Here is a 14,893-nt window from a genome sequence, read left to right on the forward strand (position 1 = left end):
GGAAATCATTTAGTAGATCCACTCGCTTGGCCTCGCTGAGGTTCGTTATCAACCTCAACGCTCACGCTTGTGAAAATTTGCACATGAACTCCGCGCGCGTGGGCATATGTAAGTCAAAGAGCACTGTTTATGCTCCCTCCACTACGGGAATTTATGCGGAGTGTTAACGATGAATATCGAAGTGAAAGCTGACAACACACTGGGCGTCATGCGGGCCGCCTGGGTAATCACGGCAATATTTATACTTTCCAATGCTGCAACACCGTTATATGGAATATGGCAGGATGAATTAGGATTTGCTTCGGGAATACTGACTGTTATTTTCGGATGTTACATTCTCGGGTTGTTAATGACGTTAATTGTTGCTGGGCAACTTTCGGATCACTATGGGCGCAAAGCAATGTTGCTGCCATGCATTGTGATAGCCATCGCAGCCGCAGTGTTATTTGAGGCGGCTCAAAGCGTCTTCGTCCTGATGCTTGCGCGCTTCCTGACAGGCGTATCAGTGGGTATTGTCGTCTCTGCGGGTATGGCCAATGTAGTTGAACAGACCTCGTCCCATCGTAAGCATTTCGCGTCGTTAATGGCCTCTGTTGCCATGGTCGCGGGTGCGGGCTCGGGACCTTTGTTAGCGGGGGTAATAGCCCACTACTGCGCGGATCCGATTCGCCTGGTCTTCAGCACTGAAATCCTGCTGTTGTTGCTCGCGCTGATCGCCGTTCTTCGCCAACCCCATCGGAAGTTGGGTACCGGAACGTTCCGTCCCAAGCTTCCCTCTATACCAAAGCAGAGCATCGGCATTGTCTTGCTGGGAGTGACCTTTTTCGGGCCCGGGATCACAGCTACGTCTTTTGTGCTTTCGTTGGGACCGAAGATGCTCGCGACATTTTTACATACCAATCAACCCCTCCTGAGTGGTGTGATGGCGTTTTTCATGTTTCTTACCGCGGTGCTCGTGCAATTTGCGATGAAGCCATTCGGCGTTAAAAAAATGTTTTTGCTCAGCGGCCTCTCGACGATTTTAAGCATGCTGGGTCTGTGGTTTGCACTGCACTTTGGCTCTGCGGCGTGGCTTCTGGTAGGCGCTTTGTTTGCCGGAGCGGGTCAAGGTCTGGGGCAATTGGGCGGGTTGACGCTGATTGCCGATAATGTGTCGGCCAATCGCCGAGCTGAGGCGAATGCGATATTCAATATCGGCGGTTACATACCAGCCGGCATCATTCCAGTGGCCACGGGTTATCTCATTGAATTTTTCGGTTTGGAAATGGGAGTGACTGCCTTGGCCGGTTTTATTGCCAGCAGTGCTCTGCTGGCGCTGGCCGGCTTGGCAAAGTCTGCGAGGATCGCTTGATCCAGTGATGTTTATTCCCACAAAAAAAGGCGCGAGGCAACTCCTGCCTTTTTTCATCCGCCTCAGTATTGAGTTGATATTTTGTCAACTGACTCCTTTCTTCATATCGTTTGAGCGGTCACGCTTGATGTACGACCATTCCTGAAACGATCTGCTGCTGGCGGATACAACAGGAGGTCAAATGAACAAATCATCGCAACTTAATCGGTTTCAGCTGAAACACAAGTTGTGAACAGTTGGGTGGGTGAGGCGTATATTGAGCGCACGTCACCAGGCATTTTCTTGCAGAGAGGCGAGCACCATGAGTCAGTCACTATCGCTGGTTGTGAATCAAAAAACAGTTACAGTCGAAGTTGATGATCCAAATATGCCACTCCTATATGCTCTTCGCGATGAGCTTGGATTTCATGGTCCCAAGTTCGGCTGTGGCTTGGGCCAGTGTGGTGCTTGCACGGTATTGCTCAATGGAGAGGCGTTGCGGTCTTGCCTGATGCCCGTATCCGCCGTAGTAGGTTCTAGCGTCACCACGCTTGAAGGTTTGGCCGAAGGCGACACCTTGCATCCTCTGCAACAAGCGTTCATCGATGAACAAGCAGTGCAGTGCGGCTACTGCATCAACGGCATGATCATGCAGTCGGCGGCGTTGCTGCATCGCAACCCGACACCGAGCGACGAGCAAATCCGCCAGGAACTGGCCAATAACTTATGCAAGTGCGGCACTCATGTGCGGATCTTGCGCGCGGTAAAACGCGCCTCCGAATCGATGCAGGGAGGCCAACATGTTTGATATCTCAAGCAGTCGACGAGGGTTTCTCAAGGGTGGGGCGGTTGTGGTCGGCTTCAGCCTGCTACCTCAAGCCGCTCAGTTGCTTGCTCAAACAGGTACTCAGGAGAAAAGCGTCGACATCGATCAAGTCGACGCTTTTCTAGCTATCGATAAAACCGGTCAGGTCACGGTGTTCTCCGGCAAAGTTGATCTGGGTACCGGGGTTGAGACCGCGCTGGCGCAAATGGCCGCCGAAGAACTCGATGTAGCAATTGAACGGATCACGATCGTCCAGGGTGATACAGCATTGACCCCGGATCAAGGCACCACATACGGCAGCATGTCGATCACCAATGGCGGGTTGCAGATTCGCCAGGCTGCGGCGACTGCCCGTCAGGCATTGATAGCTAAAGCCGCCGTGCGCTTAAAGGTCGGAATTGATCGCTTGCAAGTCACTAACGGCGTGATCTCCACCGCACCTGGGGCACCTGGCCTCAGCTATGGCGAACTGGTTGGCGGCGATCAGTTGAACTTGCCCATCGCGACGACAGTGGTGCTCAAAGATGCCACGCAATACCGGAGCATCGGTAAGTCCGCGGCGCGTCGTGATATTCCACCAAAAGTCACCGGCGACTTTACCTACATGCAGGATTTCAAGGTGCCGGAGATGCTCCATGCCCGGGTCATTCGGCCACCAGCGATGGGGGCAACGCTAGTCAGCGTTGATGAGGCGTCGGTCAAGGACATTCCTGGTCTATTGAAAGTCGTGCGCGAAGGAAACTTCCTGGCAGTGGTGGGCAAGACGGAATGGTCAGTGATCCAGGCGATGAGAACCCTCAGCGCTTCGTGGACGAACTGGACGGGACTGCCTGAGCAGGAAAAGCTTTGGGAGCATGTGCGTGCTACACCCGTGACGAATACCGAAGTCTCCAGCAAGTTGGGCGATACCGGTGCGGCTTTGGGCAGCGCACATCGCACGTTGAAATCCACCTACGACTTCGCCATTCATACCCATGGCTCCATCGGCCCATCGTGTGCCATCGCTCAGTTCAAGGACGGTGATCTGACCTGCTGGACTGCATCCCAGGGCACCCACGCCTTGCGTCGGCAGTTGGCGGTGATGTTCAAGCTTGATCCAAAAAACGTACGCGCGATTTACCTGGAGGGCGCCGGTTGTTATGGCCGCAACGGTCATGAGGACGCAGCGGCAGATGCAGCTTTGTTGGCGAAGATCATGAACAAGCCGGTGCGCGTGCAATGGATGCGTGCCGATGAACACGGGTGGGACCCGAAGGGGCCTCCGACGCTCATCGATATGCAGGCCGGTTTCGACGCTGACAACCATTTGATCGCATGGCAAAGCGACTTCTTTGTGCCGGATGGCAAACCGGGTACGGTGGCGCTGATCGCCGCCGACCTGAGCGGCATGCCCCATGAAGACTTCATCTCGCCGGGCGGCGTGATGGGTAATTCAGGCATTCCTTATCGGTTTGCCAATATTCTCACTCAAGGTCATCGCTTGGCCAATACGCCGTTTCGTCCTGCATGGATTCGCTCCCCGGGGCGGATGCAGAACACTTTTGCCAACGAAAGTTTTCTTGACGAAATTGCAGCAGTTGAAGGAATTGATCCGATGACGATCCGCCTCGAAAGCATCGATCCCACCGACTTGCGTGGTGCCGAGGTGTTGCAACGGCTGGCAACGATCTCGAAGTGGCAGGCAGGGGCTTATCCTCGCCCGGCCGGTACCGACGAGACGGTAAGGGGGAGGGGACTGGCCTACGTCAAATACGACTTGTCGAAAACTTACGTGGCCATGGTGGCGGACGTTGAGGTAAACCGAAAAACCGGCAAGATCCTTGCGCGCAAGTTCTACGTCACTCATGACTGTGGGCTTGTCATCAATCCCGACGGGACCCGCAACCAGATCGAAGGCTGCATCGTGCAAACCCTCAGCCGGACCTTGCGCGAAGAACTCAAGTTCGATCAGGCGACCGTGACCAGCCGCGACTGGGCGTCCTATCCGATCCTCACCTTCCCGGAAGTTCCGGAGATCGAAATTGAGTTGATCGAACGTCCCACGGAACCTCCGCTGGGCGTAGGTGAAATTGCCGCGGCCGTGGTGTGTGCGGCGGTCGGTAACGCGGTATTCGACGCCACGGGAGTGCGTCTGCGGTCAATACCTTTCACCGAGGCCAAAGTGTTGGCCGCGTTGGGGCATACCGCAAGCACCAGTGTTTGACTGCCCGCAATAGCGGCAAAACTACCCGCTGCTGTGATGCAGTAGTGAGTGTTTTTTCTGGCTGCTCAGCGTGGGTTTTCAGCCACATTCCCACCCTGAATTAAGTCTCTATCCTTCAAGTATGTCCGGAGGCCCCATGGACAGCGTCGATCTCAACGTCTTGAAAAACGTCCTGCAATGGCGCCGCGACGGACATCTTGTCTGGCTCTATACGGTCATCCAGACATGGGGAAGTGCACCCCGTCCACCAGGCGCGATGTTAGCCTTGCGCGAAGATGGCATGGTGATCGGGTCAGTGTCGGGAGGGTGCATTGAAGATGATCTGATCGCTCGTCGTCAGTCAGAACGGGATCAAGATGTGCTCAATCTTCCCGTACAACTGATCACCTACGGATTGAGCAGAGAAGAAGCGGCCCGTTTTGGACTGCCCTGCGGAGGCACGTTACGGTTAACCGAAGAACGGATAACTGATTCGTCCTGGGTCGAAGAACTGTTGGCATGCTGCGAAAACCACGAAATTGTGAGTCGTGAACTGTCGTTAAGCACAGGTCAGTCGAAACTGGGTGCTGCGACGTGCGATGATCTCCTTGAGTTCGACGGAAAACGACTGAAGACTGTTTATGGGCCGCGCTGGCGTCTGCTGTTGATTGGCGCTGGACAACTGTCCCGCTACGTGGCGTCTATGGCTCGAATGCTGGATTTCGACGTCCTTATCTGCGATCCGCGAGAAGAGTTCGCCTATGGCTGGGAGGACGAAGGAGCCCGCTTTGTTCCAGGAATGCCCGACGATGCCGTGCAAGCGATCGTCCCTGATGCGCATACTGCCATCGTCGCGCTCACCCATGATCCAAGGTTGGATGACATGGCACTATTGACCGCACTGAAGTCCGATGCTTTCTATATCGGCGCGCTTGGCTCTCGAGTTAACACACTCAAACGTCGAGAAAACCTCCTGTTGCTTGGGTTGGCGGAGGACGAAATTGCTCGATTGTATGGGCCTGTTGGTTTACATATTGGTAGTCATACTCCGCCGGAAATAGCCTTGTCGCTGATGGCCGAAATCGTCTCGATCAAGAATGGAGTCCAAGCGGTGCAAAAGAAGTCCTTTGTTGAGCCGAATCTGTTATCGCTGATCGCAAGCGCCTGAATCTCTGTGATCTAACACCGACTGAACCAAAGCAGTGATTTATACCTTTGCTCGTTACCGTGCCCAAGCTCCCTAGAATCCCCCGTGGATGCAAAAGCTGTGGTCTCTACCTGCTTTGCAAAGAGGACACTATCTCTAGCCTTTTTAAGCGGACATCTATGCGACAAGTGCGCCGTCATCTCGCTCAAGGCATCTCTATCATGCCAATGGATAGTCGGTAAGTGGCTGCTGGGATCACTGATGCGGCCCCAACAGCTCTATGAGCCTTACTTTCTACTACCGATTTCGCAGCCAATCCAAAAAAATTCCAGCATTGAAAGTATTCAGTGTTTGTTCACCCTGAACCCAGAATGTGTGAAACCGCTTTTGGTCTTCATTGTCTTGCAGCGACGTTCATTGGCTGAGAGATTGCTCGGTTATTCACGCAAGGTGTGATTTGGCGGACGCGTAACGTCTTATTCGAAATATGGAAAGTCGGTATAGCCCTTCTCACCGTCGCGTGTATAGAAGGTGGAATGAGGAGCCTCAGCAAGCGGCCAATTGTTTCTCAAACGATCCACCAAGTCAGGATTGGCAATGAAAGGTCTGCCGAAAGCTATCAGGTCTGCCCAACCGTCATCCATTGCCGCCTGAGCCGCTTGTTGGTCAAATCCTCCACACCAGATCAATGTTCCCTGAAAGGCGTTACGGACCTCGCGCACTAAGTCGTCACTGAGATTATTTTCGTTGAACTCGCTGTCCACAGTGTTGCCTGCTGGTAACGGTTGGTAGACGACATGCAGATAGGCAATTTCACGGCGATTCAACTCGCTGCACAGGTAAAGCAAAGTTTCTTCTGCGAATGGATCAGAGGGCATGCTATTGAATTTTCCGAATGGGGAGACACGAACGCCGACCTTATCGGCCCCTAGTTCCTGAATCGCAATGTCGACCACATCCAGCAGCAGACGCGTTCGCGTTTGGGGTGTCTGCCCCCCGAATTGATCAGTACGCGTGTTTAGGCTCGAGTTCATGAACTGATCGAACAGATAACCATTGGCGCCGTGAATTTCCACACCATCAAACTCGGCAGCTTTCGCATTTCTGAAGGCGAGCGTGAACTCATCGAGCAGTCCTGCGACCTCGTCGGTCTCAATCTTGCGCGGAGTATCCGCGGGAACGAAAACCGCAGTACCTGTGCTGTCGTAGATAAATACATCGGATTGTGCTGCCCGCTCATCGGTCGCACCACGCGGTGCCTCTCCGTTAGGTAGCATTGTGTGGTGGGCCATTCTGCCGACGTGCCAGATTTGCAGAAAAATCGTACCGCCGTGGAGATGGACTCGGTCGGTTACCAGGCGCCAACCTTGAGTCTGCTCCGCTGTATAAATGCCTGGGGTGCAAGCGTAACCCTTGCTATACGCCGACACATCGGTAGCTTCCGTAATGATCAGGCCAGCACTCACTCGTTGCGCATAATAGGCCGCCATAAGCGCATTGGGGACGTCCCCGGTGGAGGTGCGTGATCTGGTCATCGGGGCCATGACGATGCGGTTTTGCAGCTTGCGGGTGCCTAGTGCATAGGCCTTGAACAAGGAGGACATCTGAATTATCTCCAAAGTGGACTGGAGAACCAGATTAGTTAGAGCTTATTCTCCTATCTACACACCCTTTGGTATGCAAGATTAAATCGCCCTATGACCCTTACAAAATTGCTTCCCCGGCTACCCATCGAACGAACCCTTGGAATCATTTCAGGACGCTGGAAAGCAGTCATCATCCATGTATTGCTGGAGGGTCCCAAGCGAACGTGTGAGATAGAGGCTCAAATTAGCGGCATCTCGCAGAAAGTCCTGATCCAGCAGCTCAAGGCGCTAGAAGAACACGGTATTGTTTGGCGAAAAACTTCTCTTGAAGAGCCGCAACGCGTCGATTACTCATTGACGCCATTGGGATTGAGTCTTGAACCTCTGATTTCGTCGCTCCAGGATTGGGGCCAGCAACATGCGCAAGAACTGGGGGACGCCCATCGACTGATATCGTGCGACGCGGTCGTGCGTTCACTTGATGGCCAGCGCTAGTGTGAGTCAAACAGCGTTCTAAAGGAAGAAAGCAGCTAGCCACTACCGTTCATCAAACCTGAGGAGAGCATCATGCTGTTCCATGTGAAAATGACCGTGAATTTGCCAGTCGACATGAACCCAGCACTCGCCGCCCAGCTCAAGGCCGATGAGGTGGCCTTGGCGCAGCGTCTGCAGCAGCAAGGGAAGTGGCGCCACCTATGGCGCATCGCCGGGCACTACGCCAATTACAGCGTCTTTGACGTCGACAGCGTTCAGGAATTGCACGACCTGTTGATGCAATTACCGCTACATCCCTACATGGCAATTGAGGTAGAAGCGATGTGCCAGCATCCAGCCTCCATTCATGAGGATAATCGCTAGGCCAACGTTGTTCCGTTTTGCATGCTAATCAATGCACGATGAGGATCCATCATGACCAAGATTGCTATCGTTACCGGTGCAAGCCGGGGGCTCGGCCGAAGCACTGCACTGAGCATCGCTCGCCACGGCAGTGACGTCATTGTTACTTATCAGAGCCGTGGTGAAGACGCTGAGGCTGTCGTCGCAGAAATCAACGCCTTGGGGCGCAAGGCGATCGCCTTGCAACTCGATACCGGAAAAATTGCTGGTTTCGCGCCATTCGCTGGGCAGCTTCAGAAGGCATTACGCGAGATCTGGCAGCGCGAAACATTCGATCATTTGGTGAATAACGCCGGTCACGGTGATTACGCTCTGATCGAACAGACCACTGAGGAGCAGTTCGACGGGCTGGTCAACGTCCATTTCAAGGGTGTTTTCTTTTTGACTCAGACGCTGCTGCCATTGATCGCCAATGGCGGCCGTATCATTAACCTATCCTCCGGGTTGACGCGGGTTTCCTTTCCTGGCTATGCCGCTTATGCAGCAGTCAAGGGGGCGGTCGAGATACTTTCCGTGTACATGGCCAAGGAACTGGGTGGCCGAGGTATTGCGGTCAACACTGTGGCGCCGGGCGCAATCGAAACTGACTTTGGCGGCGGCGCCGTCCGCGACAATTCTGAGGTCAACAAATTGTTCGCGGATATGACCGCGCTCGGCCGCACCGGGCTACCGGACGATATTGGACCGATGATCGCGAGTTTGTTGTCTGAGGACAATCGCTGGGTCAACGCTCAGCGGATTGAAGTGTCCGGAGGCCAAGGCATATAAGCGGGATGATGATCGCGCTTCCCATGAGTGGGCCATCAAGGTTCATGGGTTGCGAAGCGGACAACCCCATGGACCACGCCACCCGTCAATCAGGCGCTGTATTCGCAGCGCTGGTTTCGTTCGACTTCGGCACTTTGCGAACCTCAATCAACAACATCAGCACGAGAACGACATTGATTAGCGCGAGGCCACCGAGGACCATCATGGTTACCGTTGCGCCGTAGCGCTCCTGCAAGTACCCCCCAGCCAAAGGTGTCAATGCTTGCGCAATCAATGTGGGACGAGCAATTCGGCCCAGTATGATCGGGTAGATACGTGTACCGAACAGCGCCAGGGGCAAGGTGCCGCGAACGATGGAACGAATGCCACTGCCAGCGCCGTAAAGCACGATGCCCAATGCTGCCATCCTGGGTGACAGGATCACGCACCCCAGACCAAGCGCGACGAGAACCGAAGAGCCTAACGCGCTCCAGATCGGGTGAGTTTGCCTGCCGATAAATATATCGATAGCGCGGGCACCCACTTGGCTGGGTCCGAGCAGTGCGGCAATACCCAGGGCTGCAGCGAGCGAGATGCCTTGCGCTTGTAGCACGGCGATCAGTTGTACCGAAATCGCGGTCATGATCACGGAGGCCAGGATGAAACCCGCCGTCAGTAGCTTGAACATCCTTTCTTGCGCCACGTTCGATAGAGCTTGTTCGATGCGTGGGTGAGCCGTTGTTGTTTGTGTTGCGGGGACGTGTTTGGGAAACACACACAGGTAGATCGGCAGTACTAGCAGCGCAAGTCCGGTGCTGTACACCAAACAGGTTTCACGCCAGCCGAAGCGCTCGATGAGGATGGCAATCAGCGGCCAGACTATGGTGGTACAGAACCCCGAAATCAGCGTGATACGGGTGATCGCGCTGCGAGCGTTGTCTCCATAGAGTTGTCCCAGAGCGGCAAACAAAGGGTCGTAGAGTCCGACAGCCATTCCGACACCGATCACCACCCAGGCCAGAACAAAACAGGGCAGGTTGGGTGCGCTGGCGAGCAAGACCAGGCCCAGCGCGATGATGAGGCCACTGCTTGCGAGGATCAGGCGACCACCGGTCCTGGCGACCCCGCGGCCGACCATCGGCGCCAGCAGCCCTGAGATCAGAATCCCTAGCGAAAGTGAACCGTACACCCATTGCTGCGACCAGCCCGTGTCCTTGACCACCGGCCCTGCCAGCATCGCCATTAAAAAGAATGAACCACCCCAGACCATAATCTGTGCGATGGCCAAAAAAACGGAAACAGCCACTGTTGGTTTTGGGTGCTGGTCTGTCACTGACATACTCGAAGGGCATAAAAAGAGTGATCGGGCATTCGACACCCCATTTTTGTCGCAAGACGTGCCCGCTCGCTAGCCAGAAAAAGTGCGGACGCCATCCGTAAAAATGCACATCCTTTACTGTGTAACGACTCAGTTTTCAACGCATGAAACGAGGAAACTCATCACCGCCTGGACGGCCTGGGATTACGAATTTTCGTATATCTACGGGAGTGCACGGTTCATTGATGGCATCAGGTAAGCAATTAAAGGCCATCTCATATTGATTTGAGTATTGGAGGGGGATGTGGCGGTTGCTCCGCGTCAAAACAGACACACCAAACTTTAAAAAAACAATATCAGATATGCCACGAGTACTGGATGGATTGCGCCAGATCTGATCCGGTTTTTTATGCATGACCTGATTCTGTAATGAGTATCAGCGCAAGCGCATATTGGCCCCATCGAAGTTGCCCCGTGTCAGAGGGCAAACACTGATGAGGACCCGAGCATGTATCAATACGACGACTACGACCGTGCACTGGTGCAGGAGCGCGTAGAACAGTTTCGCGATCAGGTCGAACGCTATCAGGCGGGCGAGTTGAGCGAAGAAGAGTTTCTGCCGCTGCGTCTGCAGAATGGTCTGTATATGCAGAAGCATGCCTATATGCTACGGGTCGCAATTCCCTACGGTACTTTGTCGGCGCGGCAGTTGCGCACTCTGGCGCGAATCGCTCGCGACTATGATCGTGGCTACGGGCATTTCACCACCCGGCAAAACCTGCAGTACAACTGGATCGAGCTGCATCAGGTGCCTGAGATTCTGCAGCATCTGGCGGAAGTGGATATGCATGCTATCCAGACCTCAGGTAATTGCGTGCGCAATATCACCACCGAAGCCTTTGCCGGCGTCGCCGCCGATGAATTGATGGATCCTCGACCTTTGGCAGAAATCCTGCGCCAGTGGTCAACGATTAACCCGGAGTTTCTATATCTGCCGCGCAAATTTAAGATTGCCATCTGTTCTGCAAAACAGGATCGTGCGGCGATCATGATGCACGACATCGGCCTGTACCTGTATGCCGACGAAGCAGGCCTTATGCGCTTGCGGGTAATGGTCGGCGGTGGATTGGGACGAACTCCGATCTTGTCGCAGCAGATTCGGGAAGACCTGCCCTGGGAGCATTTGCTGTCTTATGTCGAAGCGGTACTGCGGGTCTACAACCGCCACGGACGGCGTGACAACAAGTACAAGGCCCGAATCAAGATCCTGGTCAAGTCGCTGGGCATCGAAGCTTTCGCTGCTGAAGTCGAACAGGAATGGCAGCAAATCAAAGATGGTCCGGCGCAACTGACCGAAGTCGAATACCAACGTGTTGCCCGTGCTTTTGTCGCGCCCGCGTATCAATCCCTGAGTGATACCACGCTGAGTTTTGGCAGTGAGCTTATGGCTTCTCCTAACTTTGCACGGTGGGTCTCGCGTAATACCCAGGCGCATAAAGTCCCCGGCTACGTGAGTGTCGTACTGTCGACAAAACCCGGTGCGGATACTCCACCTGGTGACTTGACAGCAGTACAGATGGAGGCAGTAGCTGGCTGGTCGGAGCTTTTCGGTTTCGGTGAGATACGTATCGCTCATGAGCAGAACCTGATTTTACCGGACGTGCGCAAAAGCGATTTGCTCGCGTTGTGGATGCTGGCCTGCGATCACGGGCTGGGGGTGGCCAATGCTGGCTTGTTGACTGACATCATTGCCTGCCCCGGTGGCGATTTTTGCGCCTTGGCCAATGCTCGCTCGCTACCCATTACCGCTGCGATCCAGGCGCGGTTCAATGACCTGGACTTCCTGCATGATCTGGGTGATTTCAGCTTGAATATTTCGGGCTGCATGAATGCTTGCGGTCATCACCACATCGGCAATATAGGCATCCTTGGGGTCGATAAAAACGGCATGGAGTGGTACCAGATCACTCTGGGTGGCGCGCAGGGCAAAGCTGCGGCATTGGGCAAAGTGATCGGTCCGTCGTTCAGCGCCGAGCAAATACCGGATGTTATCGAGCGCATCGTCGACACCTTCGTCGACTATCGCGAAGTCGATGAAAACTTCATCGATACGTTCTCCCGCATCGGTATCGAGCCGTTCAAGGAACGGGTTTACCCAAAATACGCGGAGGCCGTGGCATGAACAACTTGCTGATGTTGTGCGAAGGCGGTGCTCGCCATGTTCTGGATGACCAGTGGACCCTGATCCGCGACATCGATGGCGAACTCCCGGCCGGCCCGCTGATCCTGCCACTCGCGCGTTGGCGCCAGAGACAGGAGAAGGGCACGCTGCAGGCAATCAGTGTGGATGGCGTTTGGCTTGGCCCCGATGACGATTTGGAAAGCCTTGAAATGTGGCTGGATGTATTGCCGCTTATCGCCCTGGATTTCCCCAGCTTTCGCGACGGACGCGGCTACAGCCAGGCGTATCTGCTGCGCACGAGGCTGGGCTGGGAGGGCGAGTTGCGCGCAATCGGCGATGTGCTGCGCGATCAGCTCAGCCACATGCGCCAGTGCGGTTTCACCAGCTTTGCCGTGCGTGAAGACAAATCCTCTGAAGATGCCCTTAAAGGACTGGCTGGTATGAGCGTGCTGTATGGGCGTTCGGTGATTGAGCCGCGGCCGTTGTTTCGGCGTCGTTGATCCTTTTCGCATTCGGTTCGCTGGCTTGAACTGATTGTTGCTCGACAAGGCTCATCAACGGTTAGGCAGCACATCGACCCCTGGACCGAAGACGGCACTGACACCCTGCTTAGTGAGTGAGGCGATGTCCCGATTGCGCAATGATCCCGCTCAGCACCACGGGGACGTCGATGCGCCGCCGACACAGATGTTCGAGCAGATCGTAGAGTATTTCGTTGTGCATGCCCGCCAAGCTGGAAAACCCGATCAGTTCGATCGGCCCGGCGCCGTCCTTGGACGCCAGCAATTCAGTGGGGCTCTGAAACAGTGGCAGCATCGTGACCCGAAATCCTGCTTCGACGAGTACTGAGTTGATCAAGCGGATCCTGCGATCATGGCCATCCAGGCCCAGCTTTCCGAGCAGTACTTGTGGCGGTCGGCCATGATGCATCGTAAACCGTGAAGAAGCCCGCGACATGTGCAGCGAGTTTCAATAACGGAGTGTTTTGCAGAAAAGAAAACCCCCGGGCCCTTTCAGCGCATCGCGAAGAAAGGGCCCGGGGTTTAGCCACTGGCGATCAGAGGGGTTCGCTACAGTGCAACGCCTGCGATGCCTCCAGCGCGGCGATCTGCGCTTCGGAAAACGCAAAGTCGCGCAGCACCGAGCGAGAATGTTCACCGTTTTGCGGGGCTGGCGCATAGGGCGTTTGCGCAGCCTGAACGCTGTTGATGGGAAACCCCGGGACGCGCACGGCGCCATGTACAGGATGGTTGAGCTCAACCAGCATGCCATTGCTGGCGAGCTGCGGATGCTTCATCAGATCGCTGTAGTCGGCCACCTTCGAGCAGAGAATGTCCGCTTCATGCAATACCTGCAGCCAATGAGCCGTTGGCTTGCTCATGAACACGTCCGTCAATGCTGCGCACATTTCGGCGCGGTGGATGACCCGTTGCGCGGAGCTGACGTAGCGTGGGTCGGTAATCCATTCTTCGTGGTTCAGCACCTTGCACAATGTCGGCCAGCGGTTGCCGTTGTAGGCCGCAACCATCAGCCAGCCATCCTCGGTCTGGAAGGCTTCGTTGGGAGCCGAGTAGGGTGCGCCGCTGCCGATGCGAGTCGGCAACTTACCATCGCTCAGATAACTGGTGATGGACGACTGTTGCAGTGCCAGCGCCGAGTTCATCAGGCTGACATCCAGATGGCCGCCCAGCCCATCGTGCTGACGGGCGTGTAGCTTGGCCAATACGGCCATGCAGGCCATGTAGCCGGTGACTACGTCCACCACTGGAGCCTGCACTTTGCAGGGGGCCGAGCCTGGCGTGCCAATCAGGCTCATCAGTCCGGAATCCGCTTGTAGAATCCCGTCGACACCCGCCCTGTCCGAATAGGGACCTTCCTGGCCGTAGGCCGAGATTGAGCAATAGATCAGGTCAGGCTTGAGCGCGGCCAGGGTTTCATAACCCAGGCCCAGCCGGGTCATCACGCCCGGGCGCATGCTTTCGATCAGCACGTCGGCTTGCAGTACCAGCCGTTTGATGACCTCGATGCTGTCGGGATGCTTTAGGTCCAGGCCGATGCATTGCTTGCCACGGTTGAAAGCGTGGTAAAGCGCGCTGTCTTCGCCCACCCAGGCCGGCCCTAGGGTGCGCCCCAACTCTCCTTCGCGGGGTTCGACCTTGATCACCCGCGCCCCCATGTCGGCCAGCAGCATGGTCGCCGTAGGGCCTGCGGCGATCTGGGTGAAATCGAGGACGGTGAGGCCGTCCAGTGCGTTACGTAACATGATTACCTCCGCGGATCGACGCCCGGGGTTTCTTGAAGGTCCCTTGGGCGGTGGCCAGAAGTACGCCGGTGTCGGACAGCAGCTCGGCTTCGGCAAAGTAGAGGCTCCTGCCGGCGCGGCGAACCCGGCCCAATGCGCTAACGCTCCCCTCGAATGCCGGTTGCAGGTAGGCAATGTTCAACATCGCGGTGAGTCCATGAATCTCTGCTTCGCCTTCGCCAGTGTGCAGGCCGGCATAGCCGCAAGCCGCGTCCATCAACGTGGCGATCATCCCGCCGTGCAAGGCGCCCTGGCGGTTGAGATGTTGCTCGGAGATGTGCAACTGGAATTCAGCCTCTCCCGGCACCCAGCGGACCAACGTGACGCCCAGACCCTGAAGAAAGGGGTTGTGCAATTGCATGATCGCTCCTCGGGC

At 55.5% G+C, this 14,893-nt stretch carries 14 protein-coding genes; 9 read left to right on the top strand and 5 right to left on the bottom strand.

The genetic code is table 11. From position 1 onward, the window contains the following. Positions 1–169: 169 nt before the first annotated feature. The 4 genes from BJ917_RS01160 (at position 170) to BJ917_RS01175 (ending at position 5,506) form a co-directional block, all read left to right on the top strand. Positions 170–1,351: an MFS transporter gene (locus BJ917_RS01160; protein ID WP_008018003.1), complete on the top strand. Its 1,182-nt coding sequence runs from the start codon at positions 170–172 to the stop codon at positions 1,349–1,351. 301 nt (positions 1,352–1,652) lie between these two features. Then, positions 1,653–2,138 (top strand): (2Fe-2S)-binding protein, encoded by a 486-nt coding sequence (locus tag BJ917_RS01165; protein WP_008018002.1) that lies wholly within the window; start codon positions 1,653–1,655, stop codon positions 2,136–2,138. Continuing rightward, the gene (locus BJ917_RS01170; RefSeq protein ID WP_121101147.1) at positions 2,131–4,359 is read left to right on the top strand and encodes a molybdopterin cofactor-binding domain-containing protein; all 2,229 of its coding nucleotides are present in this window, start codon (positions 2,131–2,133) and stop codon (positions 4,357–4,359) included. Before BJ917_RS01165 ends, BJ917_RS01170 begins: the two co-directional genes overlap by 8 nt. A gap of 136 nt (positions 4,360–4,495) precedes the next feature. Beyond that, positions 4,496–5,506 carry an XdhC family protein gene (locus BJ917_RS01175; RefSeq protein WP_008018000.1) on the top strand — a complete coding sequence of 337 codons (1,011 nt, stop codon included), beginning with the start codon at positions 4,496–4,498 and terminating at the stop codon, positions 5,504–5,506. Between the two features lie 455 nt (positions 5,507–5,961). Here BJ917_RS01175 and BJ917_RS01180 read toward each other — a convergent pair whose 3' ends face one another. Continuing rightward, positions 5,962–7,089 (bottom strand): alkene reductase, encoded by a 1,128-nt coding sequence (locus BJ917_RS01180; RefSeq protein WP_008017999.1) that lies wholly within the window; start codon positions 7,087–7,089, stop codon positions 5,962–5,964. A gap of 93 nt (positions 7,090–7,182) precedes the next feature. Between BJ917_RS01180 and BJ917_RS01185 the strand changes: the two genes are divergently transcribed. The 3 genes from BJ917_RS01185 to BJ917_RS01195 all read left to right on the top strand — a co-directional run bounded on the left by BJ917_RS01185 (position 7,183) and on the right by BJ917_RS01195 (position 8,736). Further along, positions 7,183–7,566 (top strand): helix-turn-helix domain-containing protein, encoded by a 384-nt coding sequence (locus BJ917_RS01185; RefSeq protein WP_043302331.1) that lies wholly within the window; start codon positions 7,183–7,185, stop codon positions 7,564–7,566. A gap of 72 nt (positions 7,567–7,638) precedes the next feature. Continuing rightward, positions 7,639–7,929 carry a muconolactone Delta-isomerase gene (catC, locus tag BJ917_RS01190; protein WP_121101150.1) on the top strand — a complete coding sequence of 97 codons (291 nt, stop codon included), beginning with the start codon at positions 7,639–7,641 and terminating at the stop codon, positions 7,927–7,929. A 51-nt stretch (positions 7,930–7,980) separates the two neighbouring features. Beyond that, positions 7,981–8,736, top strand: a complete 756-nt coding sequence (locus BJ917_RS01195) for an SDR family oxidoreductase (RefSeq protein ID WP_008017997.1) — start codon at positions 7,981–7,983, stop codon at positions 8,734–8,736. Positions 8,737–8,821: 85 nt separating this feature from the next. Here the strand turns inward: BJ917_RS01195 and BJ917_RS01200 are convergent, their stop codons facing one another. After that, complete coding sequence (locus BJ917_RS01200; RefSeq protein WP_052037650.1) at positions 8,822–9,997, bottom strand: MFS transporter; 1,176 nt, start codon at positions 9,995–9,997, stop codon at positions 8,822–8,824. Between the two features lie 544 nt (positions 9,998–10,541). Between BJ917_RS01200 and BJ917_RS01205 the strand changes: the two genes are divergently transcribed. Then, the gene (locus tag BJ917_RS01205) at positions 10,542–12,215 is read left to right on the top strand and encodes a nitrite/sulfite reductase (protein WP_121101153.1); all 1,674 of its coding nucleotides are present in this window, start codon (positions 10,542–10,544) and stop codon (positions 12,213–12,215) included. Then, entirely contained in the window at positions 12,212–12,715 is a 504-nt protein-coding gene (locus tag BJ917_RS01210; RefSeq protein ID WP_008017994.1) for a DUF934 domain-containing protein, read from the top strand. The genes BJ917_RS01205 and BJ917_RS01210 overlap by 4 nt, the downstream gene beginning before the upstream one ends. Before the next feature lie 109 nt (positions 12,716–12,824). Here the strand turns inward: BJ917_RS01210 and BJ917_RS01215 are convergent, their stop codons facing one another. The 3 genes from BJ917_RS01215 to BJ917_RS01225 all read right to left on the bottom strand — a co-directional run bounded on the left by BJ917_RS01215 (position 12,825) and on the right by BJ917_RS01225 (position 14,878). Then, a complete protein-coding gene (locus BJ917_RS01215; RefSeq protein WP_121101155.1) occupies positions 12,825–13,172 on the bottom strand; it encodes a cobalamin B12-binding domain-containing protein in 348 nt (115 codons plus the stop codon). 100 nt (positions 13,173–13,272) lie between these two features. Further along, complete coding sequence (locus tag BJ917_RS01220; RefSeq protein WP_008017992.1) at positions 13,273–14,478, bottom strand: CaiB/BaiF CoA-transferase family protein; 1,206 nt, start codon at positions 14,476–14,478, stop codon at positions 13,273–13,275. Further along, positions 14,468–14,878, bottom strand: a complete 411-nt coding sequence (locus BJ917_RS01225) for a PaaI family thioesterase (protein WP_007980444.1) — start codon at positions 14,876–14,878, stop codon at positions 14,468–14,470. Before BJ917_RS01225 ends, BJ917_RS01220 begins: the two co-directional genes overlap by 11 nt. Positions 14,879–14,893 lie beyond the last annotated feature (15 nt).

Origin of the sequence: Pseudomonas sp. WPR_5_2 (assembly GCF_003634475.1) — a bacterium.
Taxonomy (GTDB): Bacteria; Pseudomonadota; Gammaproteobacteria; order Pseudomonadales; family Pseudomonadaceae; genus Aquipseudomonas; species Aquipseudomonas izuensis.

Bases quoted from the DNA above. Each gene is read 5' to 3' on its own strand.
- BJ917_RS01160 (WP_008018003.1), top strand. From the start codon at position 170: ATGAATATCGAAGTGAAAGCTGACAACACACTGGGCGTCATGCGGGCC.
- BJ917_RS01165 (WP_008018002.1), top strand. From the start codon at position 1,653: ATGAGTCAGTCACTATCGCTGGTTGTGAATCAAAAAACAGTTACAGTC.
- BJ917_RS01170 (WP_121101147.1), top strand. From the start codon at position 2,131: ATGTTTGATATCTCAAGCAGTCGACGAGGGTTTCTCAAGGGTGGGGCG.
- BJ917_RS01175 (WP_008018000.1), top strand. From the start codon at position 4,496: ATGGACAGCGTCGATCTCAACGTCTTGAAAAACGTCCTGCAATGGCGC.
- BJ917_RS01180 (WP_008017999.1), bottom strand. From the start codon at position 7,089: ATGTCCTCCTTGTTCAAGGCCTATGCACTAGGCACCCGCAAGCTGCAA.
- BJ917_RS01185 (WP_043302331.1), top strand. From the start codon at position 7,183: ATGACCCTTACAAAATTGCTTCCCCGGCTACCCATCGAACGAACCCTT.
- catC (WP_121101150.1), top strand. From the start codon at position 7,639: ATGCTGTTCCATGTGAAAATGACCGTGAATTTGCCAGTCGACATGAAC.
- BJ917_RS01195 (WP_008017997.1), top strand. From the start codon at position 7,981: ATGACCAAGATTGCTATCGTTACCGGTGCAAGCCGGGGGCTCGGCCGA.
- BJ917_RS01205 (WP_121101153.1), top strand. From the start codon at position 10,542: ATGTATCAATACGACGACTACGACCGTGCACTGGTGCAGGAGCGCGTA.
- BJ917_RS01210 (WP_008017994.1), top strand. From the start codon at position 12,212: ATGAACAACTTGCTGATGTTGTGCGAAGGCGGTGCTCGCCATGTTCTG.
- BJ917_RS01215 (WP_121101155.1), bottom strand. From the start codon at position 13,172: ATGTCGCGGGCTTCTTCACGGTTTACGATGCATCATGGCCGACCGCCA.
- BJ917_RS01220 (WP_008017992.1), bottom strand. From the start codon at position 14,478: ATGTTACGTAACGCACTGGACGGCCTCACCGTCCTCGATTTCACCCAG.
- BJ917_RS01225 (WP_007980444.1), bottom strand. From the start codon at position 14,878: ATGCAATTGCACAACCCCTTTCTTCAGGGTCTGGGCGTCACGTTGGTC.